Below are 13,686 nucleotides of genomic sequence, written 5' to 3'. Positions count from 1 at the left end.
CAATCCCATCCAGTTATGTCTTCGCTCGGTCGGCAGGAAGAGATCACATGTTCGCATCTGCTTCCAACGGTCAAGCTTCCACGAGCCGGTTTCGTATTGCGTACCGGATCAAGCCGGCGGTCGTATCCAGATTGAGCTTGCGCATCGCGGAGGCTCGATGGGTTTCGACTGTCTTGGTACTGAGACTGAGTGCGTCCGCGATCTGCTTGTTGGTCTTGCCTTCAGCGATCATCTGGACGACCGATTTCTCGCGCGATGACAGCTCCGATCGTTCGACACCAATCTTCGACAAATAGGAATCCAGCAGAGCCTCGGAGACCTTTCCCGTGAAGAAGGGCTTGTGGTGTACGAGGCTTTCGACCGCTGAGAGCAGGAGTTGCTTGGCGTCGGATTTAAGCAGAAAACCTCGTGCGCCGACCTCCAGCACATCGCGCACCAAATTGTCGGTGTCGTGCATCGTGAAGATCAGGATTTCGACTCCAGGCAGCCGGGCCTTGATCTGCCTTGCCGCCTCAACCCCGTTCACCAGCGGCAGCGAGTAGTCGAGGATGACAATATCGGGGCGCGTCTTAACGGCCTCGCTGATCGCCTCCCGGCCATCCGCCGCCTCGCCGACGACTTCCCAATCCGCGCGAGTTGCCAGGATGCCGCGCACGCCGAAGCGGACGACGTCATGATCATCGGCGATAAGGATGCGCGTCATAGCGAGCTTCCCTTCTGCCTCGTCCTAAGCTGGGAGGCTCTGACGTGTTGCAGGCATCATCGAAGCTAGCGGAGTCAAGCTGGTTGGAGACCTGCTGAGAATCCTGATTCCGAGCGGGGCAAACCCTGAAATCAAGGCACGGCCATCCGTCGGGATGATGCGCTGGAAGGAAGCAAGGCAGCCATCCCGCCATCCGCGCGTGTCGTCCGGAGTATGGCGGTCGACAGCGGGATGTTCGCGACGATGGCGGTGCCACAGCGCCCGGTCCTAATCCGGAGATCGCCACCAAATTGCTTCAGGCGCGCCCGCATGCCCGGGATGCCCACGCCAAACCGGATCGGCGCATCACTCGCCGTTGCACCCGCGATTCCACAGCCATCGTCCCGAATCCGGACGACCAGTCGGCGGGCCGAGATCCGCGCGTGAATAGAGACATGCGATGCATCGGCGTGGCGATGGACATTGGCCAGCGCTTCCTGGACCACGCGTAGGATCGACCACTGGATCTCGGGGCAGATCCGGTCGACCTCTTCGGGAATGCGAATGCGGGACGCAAGCCCGGTACGACCGGCGAAGCCCTCGATGTAGAGACGCAACGTCGTCTGCAGGCCGTCCCTGGCGAGATCCGGCGGGTGCAGCAGGTAGGTGAAGATACGAAGCTCTTTCAAGGCCTTGCAAAGCAGATCCTCGACCTGGGTCAACGCCATGCGGTCTCCGGCATTGGCTCTGACATTTTCCGTGAGGCCAGCCAGCCCGATACGGGCCGCGACGACGTGCTGTGCGGTGGAATCATGAAGCTCCCGCGCGATCCGCTGCCGTTCCTCCTCCTGAAGCGCGAGCAACTGCCCTGAGAGCTCGTCGACCTGCCTGGTGGAGGACGTCAGACGATCCGACAAGGCCTGCAGAGGCCGCTCCATGCGCCGGGCCGTAAATGAGACGGCAAGCGCGCTGGCAAGGAGTAGGAAGCCCGCGAGCCCGGCGATTTCCCAAAGCGCTGCATTGACTGGCGCATTGATAGCTGCAAGCGGGACCCGGATGACCGTCGTCCACTCCGTTACGTTCGAACGGCTGTAGGCCACGAGCATAGGATCGCCACCACTCGTCTCCTGGTAGATTCCGTTCATCACATCGTCCAAGGGGATGCCGCGCAGGCGGGCCGCCAGAGAAGAAGGCGCCGGCGTGTCGTCGTCGCCACCCGTTACGATGGGCCGAAACTCGTTGTCATAGAGGCCTCTCTCCCAGCCATTCGGAAAAGCTTCCTTGTTCAGGATCGTCCTGAGATGGCGCTCGCTGAGAAGCGTGGTGACGAAATGTGTTACAGCGCCACGGACGCCGTCGGTTCCGAGGCTGATGGCGACGAGGACGGTCCCCGTGGCTGCCCCCACAATCCGTCCCGTCACCGACGAGCCGCGTTCTCGGATCGGGCCGAAAAGTTTCTCATAATCGGAAAACACGGTATGGCGTGGCAACTCGGTGCCAAAGAGTCGCGCCGAGTTGACGAGCTGCTTCTCCATGTCTTGGAAGAGCAACCAGGCCCCGTCCGGCACGGCCGTAGTCATGAACTGCTCGTAGATACCTCGCAGATCGCGGGAGATGACTGCGGGAGACCGGGACAGCCCTGTCAGCAGGGATTTGGCCGCGATGACCTCCTGATCAAATGCAAGAGTTAGCGCGACAGCCCGCCTCGCCGCCTGTCGTTCGATCGCGGCGCCATCAGATTGAGCACGCGTCAAAAGCAACAGACCCGCGAACAGACAGGTCGTGACCCCCATCGCCAGAAAAGCTAACGCGACCCCGAACCGAATACGCGGCGGTGGCGCCGAGGGCTCGGCAACAGCGTCGTAGGCGATCTCCCTACTCATGCCGTTCCCCAAACGTCACACAGACCGAGCTTGATCACACAACCTTACGTTAAACCCTGAGACGTCCAAGCGTCGAGCGGGAATTCGATGTTCGGGTTGAAACGAGCGGCGGCGCATTGAAAGGCGTTCGCTTGCTTGGCATCTCATCTCGTCAATGGCTTTCTGCGCGCTGGCAAAAGTCCTCGCGGGAGCCCAGTCCCATCGGGCTTTCAGGGTCTGACGCGGCGGATTTCAGGATTCTCCCCAGAAGCCGCCCGGGTTTCGGCATGCCATTATCGGTGATGAAGACCTCAGAGGGCACGACATGCCGACTTTCGCCTCCAACTGCCGCTGTCTCCGTGTCGTCATGGCGGCTGGTTCGCTGCTGGTCGCGACGTGGCTGGTTGCCCCGTCATCGGCACGCGCTGCGTCAATTGATCGGACCGAGGCAGGTGATGCTATCGGCCTGGACATGCCGGCGATTTCGATCGCTGAGCCTGTCGCATGGGCGCAGGTGCATGTCGGCCGCGGTGTCGCCGTACGAGGTCCGCGAGGCGGTGTCGCTACGGGGCGGCGGGGGGCGGTCGTCCGCCCAGCCCGGCGGCCCGGTATGGCAGCCCCGGGACGCCGACCTGTCGTGGTTGCGCCCGGGCGTCGCCCCGTGGTGGTCGCGCCGGGCTGGCGTCGGCCCAGCTCATATTATTGGCGTCCGGGCGGAGCCATCGCGGCAGGCGCGGCGATCGGCTTCGTCGGCGCAGCGGCAGCGGCCGCCTATGCCGGCTCACCTCCGGCCCCCGATTATTGCTGGTTCTACACTGATCCGCAGCGAACGCAGGGCTTCTGGGACGTTTGTCCCCAGTAGCTTCTGGACCTAGGCGCGTTGCCCGAATACCGTTCGAGCCATTCGCCCTCTGCCATCAAGAACGCGGATCATGTGAGGGCCGCATGTGCCCGCGAGGATCGGCTCCAACCCGCCAGGAAGGTAACGCGATGCTGAATCGTCGAACCATCGTTGCCGCGCTGTTTCTCGCCGGCATGTGTGCGAGCCAAACGACTGCGCTTGCGCAGACTGATCCGCTTCCTTCCTGGAACGAGGGCAAGACCAAGTCCGCTATCCTCGATTTCGTCAGGAAGGTGACGCAGGAGGGGGGGCCGAATTTCGTGAAGCCGGCCGAGCGCATCGCGACCTTCGACAATGATGGTACGCTCTGGGCTGAGCAGCCGGCCTATTTCCAGCTTCTCTTCGCGATCGATGAGATCAAACAGCTGGCGCCCTCCAGACCGGATTGGAAGGGCAAGGAGCCGTTTCGCTCGATCCTCGCTGGCAATATCAAAGGTCTCGTCGCTTCGGGGGAAAAAGGCCTTTTGCAGGTAGTCGCCGCGACTCACGCCGGCATGACCACGAGTGAGTTCGACCAGTCCGTCGCGAAATGGCTCGCCACCGCGCGGCATCCGACCAAGAAGCGTCCCTACACCGAGATGGTCTATCAACCTCAACTCGAACTGCTGGCGCATCTGCGAGCCAATGGCTTCAAGACCTTCATCGTCTCGGGTGGCGGCGTAGAATTCATGCGAGGTTTCGCCGAAAAGACCTACGGCATCCCGCCCGAGCAGGTCGTTGGATCGTCGGGCGTCGTCAAATTCCGGATGGGAGCCAACGGCAAGCCCGAACTTTTCAAGGAAGCCAAGATCGAGTTCATCGACGACAATGCCGGCAAGCCTGTCGGCATCAATCGTTTCATCGGCCGTCGCCCGATCCTCGCCTTCGGCAATTCGGACGGGGATCTCCAGATGCTGCAATACACCGTCGCCGGCGACGGACCGCGCCTGGCGCTGATCGTCCATCACACCGATGCCGAGCGTGAATGGGCCTATGATCGGACCTCGCGCATCGGCAAGCTCGACAAGGCGCTCGACGAAGGCAAGGCCAGGGGCTGGACCATCGTCGACATGAAGGCGGACTGGAAAACGGTCTTTCCGCCGGAGCGGTGAGTATGCCAAGCTCCGCAAGGAATGTCTCGCCTTGACCGGCGAGCGGAAGCCCTGATCACGGGATGCCGTTGCGATGATGGACAGCGAGATTCTCGAGGCGCCCCTTCGTGTCGCGGGAATGATCCACATCCCGGGCGGCACTTTCCGCATGGGTTCTGATCATCACTATCCCGAGGAGGCACCGAGCCACCGCGTCACGGTCGACGGCTTCTGGATCGATTCCACTCCGGTCACCAACGCCCAGTTCCGTGCCTTCGTCGAAGCGACGGGGCATGTCACTTTCGCCGAGATCGCCCCGGACGCGAAGGATTATCCCAACGCGCTCCCCGAGATGCTGCGGCCGGGTTCGCTGATGTTCAGCCCACCGCTGCGCGCGGTCGATCTGCGCGACTGGTCGCAATGGTGGACGTTCAAGTTCGGCGCGACCTGGCGCAAGCCCTATGGCGCGGGCTCCTCGATCAAGGGGCTGGACGACCACCCGGTCGTCCATGTCGCCTATCGCGATGCGCAGGCCTATGCGGACTGGGCCGGCAAGGCGCTGCCGACCGAGGCCGAGTGGGAGTTCGCCGCCTGGGGCGGCCGCGAGGACGCCGAATTTGCCTGGGGCGACGAGCTGACGCCAGAAGGCCGGCACATGGCCAATACCTGGCAGGGCAGCTTCCCCCATGAAAACACCAGGGAGGACGGCTTCGCCCGGACCTCGCCGGTCGGGGCCTTCCCCGCAAATGGCTACGGCCTCTACGACATGATCGGAAATGTCTGGGAATGGACGAGCGACTTCTGGTCGACGCGCCATCCGGCCGATGCGCCGAAGGCCTGCTGCGTGCCGCTAAATCCCCGAGGCGGCCCCGAGGGCGACAGCTACGATCCGTGCCAGCCGGAGGTCCGGATTCCACGTCGGGTGCTCAAGGGCGGATCGCATCTGTGTGCGCCGAACTACTGCCAGCGCTATCGACCACCTGCACGGCATGCCGAGCCGGTCGACACCTCGACCAGCCATGTCGGCTTCCGCTGCGTCATTCGCAACAACTGAGCTCGGTTAGCCAACACATCGCACTGCCCTCCGCCCCGGGGACCGAATCTAGACCTCACACCCGCCGCAACGCAGACATTTTCAACGACATCTGCGCGCCTCGGACCTCAGACACTGCTTCTCAGAGAGCCGCCGGTTTGGAGCAGATCTCCATCGCGCCAGCGTCATGACGTCGAGTGGCCGCCCGTATCGAGCGGCCACGTCAAGTCATTGCTGACCCTTCTGTATTGCCTCTTCTATGATTTTTGAGACGTCAAAGGTTCCACTTCCTTGAACGGGAGGGAATTCGATCAATGTTTGCAGGTGTTCTTTCAGTTTTTCGCTTATGGGTGCAAACTGCCACGAGACCTTCTGCAGGAGGTGACCGTAAGCATCGACAGTATCGTAGCTTTCGAACGGGTCCATGCGAATATTGAAAACGAGCGGCTTCCCGAGCTTTTTCGGCGTTCCGTAATAGTTCTCGCTGGTAATGAAATGCCATTTCCAGGGACCTGCTCTGACTGCGGCAACGTTGGACTCGATATAGAAAATGTAGAACTCGCGCTTGGAATCAGGGGTCTTTTCTGTCCAGTAGTCGAGGTTGTTGAGTCCATCGAGATACCATTTGGACTGTCGCTTCAGACGATCGGCCAGGTCAGTAACGCCCGCTGCTGCTGCTAGTGTCGCATGAAGGTCTTCATGCGTCTGAATCCCATTCAGGACCTGTCCCGCAGGAATCTGACCGGGCCAGCGGACCATGCAGGGCACACGGACGCCGCCCTCATAGGTCGTCATCTTCTCGCTGCGGAAGGGCGTGGTGCCGCCATGGGGCCACGACGAATGCTCGGGCCCGTTATCGGTGGTGTAGACGACGATGGTGTTCTGCGTCAGGCCATTGTCATCGAGCCACTTAAGCACTGTTCCCATGTCGCGATCGTGCTGGAGCATGCCGCTGCCATGGATATCCGCTTCCGAGGTGAATTTTTCAGCCAGGTAGCGATCGGCGTCCGAGAGCCGCGTGTACAGATGCATTCGGCTGGTGTTGAGCCAGACGAAGAAAGGCTTGTTAGCGTCCCGGTTCTTCTTCATGAAATCGAACGCCCGCGGCATTACCTCTGCAGCGTCGAAATTTTCCATTCGTTTGGCCGTTAGTGGCCCTGTATCTCGAATTCGCTGCTTGCCGACTTTGCCGAAGCGAGGATCCACGGTCTGATCATCGGTGTCAGTCGCAACGCAGTCGAGAACTCCGCGCGTGCCGAATTTCTTTTCGAAGTCGGGGCCGTACTTCTGCGCCCAAGCCTTATAGTCACGTTGCTCGGCTTCCTCTTGTGTGTTGAGGTGGTAGAGGTTGCCGAAGAATTCGTCGAACCCGTGAACAGTGGGCAGATGCTCGTTGTTGTCGCCGAGGTGGTTCTTGCCGAATTGGCCCGTTGCATAGCCCTGTGCCTTCATCGTGTCGGCAAGGGTGGGAGTGCCGGCTTTCAATCCGAGCTTGTCGCCCGGTAGTCCGACTGTCGTCATGCCGCATCGGATCGGGTAAGATCCGGTGATGAATGCCGCGCGGCCGGCGGTGCAGCTCGGTTGCGCATAATGATCGACGAACATCGCGCCTTCCTTGGCGATGCGGTCGAGGTTCGGCGTTCTATAGCCCATGACGCCAAGACCATAGGCGCTCACGTTTTGCCAGCCGACATCATCGCCGAAGATTACGAGGATGTTTGGTCGCCGGCCTGTCGCCGCCTGCTGCGCGTTGGCCTTCTGCACCGCCGCCATCGGCGTCAAAGCCGATGCCGCCGCGAGAACGGTCGAGTTGAGGAGCAATTTTCGCCGAGACATCGCCGAAGGTGGTGTTGGCGCCATCTCTTCGTTGCCTTCGCTTGGAACCGATGCGAAATCATTCGTCATTGCAGCCTCCCTTTGCAAATTCGTGCGTAGCGATATGCTATCCAACGATGCGCTGGCGAAATCTGGCTTTTAGCGATCGAATACTTCTGTCACCGTGAGCCTATCCTGACGCCGCAGGTCTGAAAACTGGAAGTGCTCCCCCTGGAAATGCTATCCAACCACGTCGGTCCTTGGGTTTGCACCTCGGTTACCAGCGCTCCTGCGCTCATAGCGGACTCCAACGTCATGCCCAAGCAGTCCATCGGAGGCCGCCGTCGCACGCCCGAAATCGACCTGTTGCTGGTCTTGTCGGATGGCGTTTCGTCAGCCTTATGCCAGCAATGAGGCAAGCTGTCGCCGCTTACTTAACGTCATCCAATCGCTTGGAAGCGGTCCCAAAATTGCCGAGCTGATAGACGGCGACTCCCTTGGCTCCGAAGTCGAACGAGCTGAATGGCTCCTTCTCACGCTCTCCAAGCCATCCGAGAGGTGCTATGCCGACGGTCACATGCGGATTGAACTTCGGACCCGTCTGAGCGGGCACAAAGGTTTCGACGTATTTGAAGAGCATCGGATCGAACGGGGCTCCTGTTGGGTCGGGCACAAAGGCTGAGCCGTCGCCGCCCTGTCGGACGAAGGGATTGACCGCTTCGATCATCGCTTGCTGCAAGGCGACCAATTCGTCCGATGGCTCAACCACGATGCCGGCCAGCCCGATGTTGCCTGAGGGTATATGGTAGAGGCCGGTCGCCTTCATGCGTATCGTCGAGGTGTCGAATTTCGATCTGACCTGATCGACCGCACCGAGAACCGCGGGAAGATCGGTTTCGGCGACAAAGCGCTGGAGCAGCGTGATATGGGGTGCATGCTGTTCGTCCAGCTTGAAGCCCTCGGGACTCTGTTCGCGCATCCGCCCATTCCAACGGGACGCCTCCCCAAGCATCGCGTCGTCAGGCTGCAAGAGCACGTCGATCGCGATGAGCCGGTCCTGGGCAGGTGCTGGAACGGCCCATGCCAAAGCGGCGACCGCCAGAACTGCACGGCGATGTACACTCATCGGTTGGCCCTCCTGGAAAAAGCGACCGAGGTGGTGTGAAGTCCTCATGATCGCCCGCCCGTCATGGTCGTGGGCCTATCGGCCATCTACGCGTGTGACTTGTGGGAGCCGGTAACTTCCACTCAAAACCTGCTCCGCCGGCTCGTACAGGCGCATTTGCAGGAAGAAGTCGCCATTGGGCGCCGGGAGCCAGTTCGCTTCCTTGTCGGGGCCCGGCGATTTGGCCTGGATGTACAGGGTCAGGCTGCCGTCGGGCGCAGTCTTGAGGCCCTTGGTGCGGTCGCCGATCGAATAGCGCTTGATCGCATTCTCGACCATGTAGAGTTCCTTGGCGTCGTACATGGTCAGCGACCAGAACGCCTTGACCGGAACTGTCCCGTCGAACTTGATCGTGTAGGCATTTTGCCCGTTGAGCGGCTTGTTGTCGGCGTCGATGTATCGGTTCGGGTACAGAGCGCGCAGAGCCTTGTTCAGACCCAGTTGCTTGAAGCCGATCGCCGAGCGAAGCAGGTAGTCGTTTCCGTATTCGCCGCCCTTGAACTCCATGTTCCAGCCATTGACGCGGGAGCCGCTATCCGCCGCGACGCGCTGAACCGCGGCCATCCCGTCCTTAAGCGCTCTGGTCATGCCGCGTTTCGTCGGCTCGGACAGCGACGCCGCGTCAAACGGCTTGTCGAGCCCCATGCCGATCCGCTTGAACTGGTCCGTCACCGGAGCATCGTCGGGCAAGGGGTTGCGGCGCATGGCCGTGTCCACCACCGAGAAGAAATTGAGTCCTTCGGGAAAGGCCGGCTTTGCGCTCGCCGCCTTATGGCCCAGCTCCACCTTGGCAGGCGGCTTGCCATAATTGCTCAACGACGTGAGCTGATACCGGTCCTGCATCGCTCTTGCCGCCGGCAGATCGGCGTCGCCGTCGACGCCGGTTCGCCCGATGATGTAGACCTGCGGGGTCGGCGATCTGATCTGCACCATCTCGGGAGGCAGAGTGCCTTTCCAGGCAGGCCCTACAATGGCGAACGTTCCGCCCTTCGCACCAAGCGTGCCGATCCCGACATCGTCGATCGCGCGAGAATAGGCGTCGAGCAATTGCATGATGTAGTAGCGCCCGTTGGTGTCGGGAATCGTCAACACCATCGGCTCCTTCGACAGGTCCAACCCGGCGAAAGAATAGAGCGTGTCGTTGTTCGCGGTGACGACGAACTTGTCGTCGGGGCCGTAGAGCCGCCGGGCGTGACCCATCTGGTTTGTCGGGGCCTGCCCGTTGTCATAAGGCTTGTCGGCGTCGGTCTGGCTTTGGATGCCGATCTGCATCAGGACCGGCGCGAGGCCGTAGAAGACAGCTTCCATGCCGATGGCGTATGCAACGTTTTCGTCGATCTGGTCGGTTGTCGCGGGAGCCTGAGCATTGGTCACGGCGGGTGTGCCAACCATCAGGGCGACAGCCAGCGATAGTGTGCGGATTGACGGACGACCCATAACGCATCTCCCTTTTTAGGCTTTGGTTAGCAGAGCAGTTCGTGAGCTTTTCAGGCCCACAGAGTGATCCGCCGAAAATTTGTTCAGTTGACCAATTCGAAATCCGGCAACTTGAATGTCTTGTTGTTCATCGCTTCGGTCGGGCCGTAGAAGCGCATGGCCGGCAGCGGTCTTTTTCCGGCGGTCGGTATCCAATTGGCTTCCAGCCCGGCAGGCGCCTTCGGGCCGACATAGATCGTCACGCCACCATCGGCATTCTTCTTCATCTTGCCAAGGTCATATGACGACAGCGTGGTGCGATTCGTTTCGCTGTAGATGAAGGACATCGTCGCACGATCGTAGACCGTCAGAGCCCAGAATTGCTTGACCGGCATGTCGGCCGGCACGTCGATCTTGTAGAGTTTGCCCGCCTTGAGCAGTTTCCCGTTCTTGTCGGCCATCGCCATCATGTACTGGGTCGCCGGCGTGTCACTCAGCACCTTCGGCATGTAGGTGCACCAGAAATACTCGGCGGCCCGGTCGATTAAGTCGATGCGATCGGGGTAGACAAAGGTGAAGCTCTTGTTGGTGTCGGTCATCAGCAGCGACGCGAAATGCCGATCCGGCCAGTACAGCCGATCCTTCGGGAAATTGTCGAACCACTGCTGCAGGTAAAACCAGACATCGATGGCGGCCTGCTTCATGGCACGCTTTGCTGTCGCATCGGGAGCGAAGGGTTTCCCCTGCTCGATCCCGAGCGACGCCAGCATCCCCATCATCACCTTGTCCTGCGGATTGACGGGCTCGGTGCTGACGATTGCGTGCAGATCCTCGAAGAAGCGCTCATCGAAGAAGGGCAGCGTCGGATAGCGATCGTTGATGGGATCGACGAAACGCTGTTGCGGCGGGTTCCCCGCCTCGGACAGCGGGTACATGCGCAGCTTCTTGGCGTAGGCGTAGGCATCCGCCACACTCTTGCCGGGCGCGGGCACCGACCTGAAGGCGAGCGCGATCCGGATGCTCGGCGAGGCCACATGGATGTAGCCCTCCGGGACGGCACCCTGATACCCCGGCGGCGTGAACAGCAGCTTGCCGCCCTTCCCCTGATCGAGGCCGGATGGCCCGACATCGGCAATCGTGAGCTGCCAGGCATCGACGACCTGCCCGTAAACGCTGCCATCGTCGCCGGCGACAGGCAACTCAAGAACGACCGGGCCTTTGCGCAGGTCCGAGAAGGCCGTGATGTAGGGCGTCGTGCTGTTGGCGGTGATGGCTTCGAGCTTCGGGGTCGCCGTCGCGGAATAGGCGATGATGTCGTTGTCCTTCAGCCCGAGGTCGCTGAAAGCCGCCCTGCGGAAACTGTAGATCGCGGCAGCGGGGATGCCCCACAGAACGGCTTCAAAGGCACGCTGGTACTTGATCTGGTAGTCGAAGCTCTTGATCGACGCCTTCGCCCCCCTCGGCGGCTGACCGCCAAGTGTCTGCTGGCCGTCTTGAGCAAGGGCGGGTGAAGCGCCGAGCCCCATCAGCCCTACCCCTGCCCCCACGGCAGCGGCCGCTGCCTTAATGACATCACGACGATTGGCGGCTAAATCAATGGCATCAGCGTCTGACATCGTTCGCTCCGCATATAGATATCCAAGTCTACCAATGACGAGCCGCAGCAGACGCCACGTCGCGAAAACGGATCCGCGTCGCAAGCGCTCGTTGGGACGTTTCCCAAACCGGAGCGTTCTACGACTTAGGCAATCTCAGCGAATCCGCCCATGGGCGCTACTTCGGCAAACCCGCAATTTGAGCGGGGTAAACCCTGATTGTCCAAACGCAAGGATGATCCGGATTTCGCTGACAGATCCGTACGATTTGTTGTGATACTTTCAGGAAACCATACGATTGTTGGCCGAAGCACCTCAAATTTCGAGATTCAGAGAGTTTGTCACCCAGGGCCTAAATTGTCGCCGTGGCGCGTCCAGATTGTCCCAAGCCGGGTGCCCCCAAGATCGCCGTCCTGTTTGGCGACCGGATGAAGCCCAGGGAACGCAGGCGGATGTAGGACTGCTAGTGACCGTAGTGAAACTGTGGCGTCGTGAAGCTTAGGCGGCGCGAAGTCCAGTGGGATTATCCTGGCGCTCGCGCTTGTCACGATAGTTGGCGCTTCGGCGTTGGGCACGGCTATGGATGCGACGCACAGCTTGTGTCGTATGACCAATTTCTGGCGGCGCCTCATCGAGCGTAAATTGCGCAGGCCGCGCTCAGTTGCGTCCGACCGGCCATAGCTCCTGACCGTTCGCGCTTGCGGCCTTCAATTCAAAACTGGACGGATAGGCCGGGCTTTCTGAGATCTCTGAAAGCTTGGCTTTACGCGCACGTGGCTTCGTTAAGTGTCACGTCACAAGCGACCCGGCTCAGATCGCTTCGCCTGTATCTGCCGATTGGCATTTAGTGAGGGCTCGCGCCATGGAGGCTGGCCTGCTCGTCATTGTATTCCTAGCGGGATACCTGACGGGCTTTTCGTTTGGCGAAAGGCGTTGGAAAAGATCCGCGTTCGAAGCGCTGGACTTGGCGGCCATCGCCGTTTCCAGTTTGCGGAGCAATCCATCCTGGCGCCGCGAAGCACCAAGGAAGTAAGGCGCGCGCGACGAGTATCTCGTTTCCTCCGAAGATTGTTATGTCGAAGCTAAAGTACGACTTTTACAGGAGCTGCGCTGGCGATGGAAAGCTAGGCAAAGAGCTAAGCCGTTCATGTCTCTCGAATTGGCCGGGTGCCCTTCAGCGGACGCTCTAGCCTTCCACTGACGCGACATGCATCGCCCGCTGGGCTTCGGCACCGCGCTATGCGACACCGCCATCGTCTTCCAGGCAGGCCACCAGACATCGCCAGCTGCGATTGCACCTCGCCGGGTCTCCGCAAACCGCCAAACTCACCTCGTCTGAGAGAACGAGTACCCGTCTCGTGCGTTCGCAACGCAGGGCCTTTGTAGGAGAGCGTCGTGCAATTCGACATCTGGGCAGAATTTCACTTGCTGTTGCGATTGTTCGCCGGAATGGCGGCAGGTATTGTTGTGGGCTGGGAGCGGACAAACAAGCAGCGTTCAGCCGGGGTAAGAACTTTTGGCCTTGTTGGACTAGGCACAGCAGCTGCCGCGACCATCTTCAGTGACCCGCACGAGGCAGACGCAGCGAGCCGTGTTGTCCAGGGCCTCCTCACAGGCATCGGTTTCCTGGGTGCCGGAGTTATCGTCCTTCGGCGAGGCGAAACAACGCCTCAGGGGCTGACAACCGCCGCAGCCATTTGGGTCACAGCAGCGCTGGGATGTGCCGCCGGCCTGGGTGACTATGCCATCGTGCTCAGCGCGACACTGTTGGCGTTATTGCTTCTGCTGATCAATCATTCTGTCGAGCGGGCGCTCGGCCGAGCGTCCGAGGAGTCTGACCCTTGAAATAAGGGGTGACGTGTCGCCTCACTCGTCTGTGCCTGATCGGCGTCACCAAACCGATGCGTCATTCGCTCCGAGAGGATGCCAAGAAGAAACCCAGCCATTACGCCCGATGGCCAGCGAGCCACGGCGATGACGCGCGATATCGCCAACGCACTTGATGCCAACCAGACCATAAATGGATAGCGGGAACTCTGACCAAAAAAGGACGCCAGCGCACCAGTAAGCTGGGCACGCGATGAAAGCTGAAGCCTGCGGGCTTGCGCACCGCCTCGTTGACGAGTCGCTGGTGAGGTGGGACATGA

At 60.7% G+C, this 13,686-nt stretch carries 9 protein-coding genes; 3 read left to right on the top strand and 6 right to left on the bottom strand.

The annotated features are described in order from the left end of the window. Positions 1–70 precede the first annotated feature (70 nt). Both VGO04_RS01085 and VGO04_RS01080 read right to left on the bottom strand, forming a co-directional pair. Complete coding sequence (locus tag VGO04_RS01085; RefSeq protein WP_327494108.1) at positions 71–703, bottom strand: response regulator transcription factor; 633 nt, start codon at positions 701–703, stop codon at positions 71–73. Positions 704–834: 131 nt separating this feature from the next. After that, entirely contained in the window at positions 835–2,565 is a 1,731-nt protein-coding gene (locus VGO04_RS01080; RefSeq protein ID WP_327494107.1) for a sensor histidine kinase, read from the bottom strand. A gap of 969 nt (positions 2,566–3,534) precedes the next feature. Between VGO04_RS01080 and VGO04_RS01070 the strand changes: the two genes are divergently transcribed. After that, positions 3,535–4,536: an HAD family hydrolase gene (locus VGO04_RS01070; protein WP_327494106.1), complete on the top strand. Its 1,002-nt coding sequence runs from the start codon at positions 3,535–3,537 to the stop codon at positions 4,534–4,536. 73 nt (positions 4,537–4,609) lie between these two features. Continuing rightward, a complete protein-coding gene (locus VGO04_RS01065; RefSeq protein ID WP_327494105.1) occupies positions 4,610–5,569 on the top strand; it encodes a formylglycine-generating enzyme family protein in 960 nt (319 codons plus the stop codon). A gap of 207 nt (positions 5,570–5,776) precedes the next feature. Here the strand turns inward: VGO04_RS01065 and VGO04_RS01060 are convergent, their stop codons facing one another. From VGO04_RS01060 to VGO04_RS01045, 4 genes are all read right to left on the bottom strand, one after another. Further along, entirely contained in the window at positions 5,777–7,453 is a 1,677-nt protein-coding gene (locus VGO04_RS01060) for an arylsulfatase (protein WP_327494104.1), read from the bottom strand. Positions 7,454–7,793: 340 nt separating this feature from the next. Beyond that, positions 7,794–8,393: a 2'-5' RNA ligase family protein gene (locus VGO04_RS01055; protein ID WP_327494103.1), complete on the bottom strand. Its 600-nt coding sequence runs from the start codon at positions 8,391–8,393 to the stop codon at positions 7,794–7,796. A 171-nt stretch (positions 8,394–8,564) separates the two neighbouring features. Continuing rightward, positions 8,565–9,965 carry a DUF1254 domain-containing protein gene (locus VGO04_RS01050; protein WP_327494102.1) on the bottom strand — a complete coding sequence of 467 codons (1,401 nt, stop codon included), beginning with the start codon at positions 9,963–9,965 and terminating at the stop codon, positions 8,565–8,567. Positions 9,966–10,048: 83 nt separating this feature from the next. Further along, positions 10,049–11,560, bottom strand: coding sequence for a DUF1254 domain-containing protein (locus VGO04_RS01045; RefSeq protein ID WP_327494101.1), 1,512 nt, complete (start codon positions 11,558–11,560; stop codon positions 10,049–10,051). A gap of 1,374 nt (positions 11,561–12,934) precedes the next feature. Between VGO04_RS01045 and VGO04_RS01040 the strand changes: the two genes are divergently transcribed. Further along, complete coding sequence (locus VGO04_RS01040) at positions 12,935–13,384, top strand: MgtC/SapB family protein (RefSeq protein WP_327494100.1); 450 nt, start codon at positions 12,935–12,937, stop codon at positions 13,382–13,384. The last annotated feature ends 302 nt before the right edge of the window (positions 13,385–13,686 follow it).

The organism is Ensifer sp. (genome assembly GCF_035999185.1).
Lineage (GTDB): Bacteria > Pseudomonadota > Alphaproteobacteria > Rhizobiales > Rhizobiaceae > Ensifer.
The sequence above is the reverse complement of the archived record's forward strand: the minus strand, read 5'-3'. Positions and strand labels throughout refer to the sequence as shown.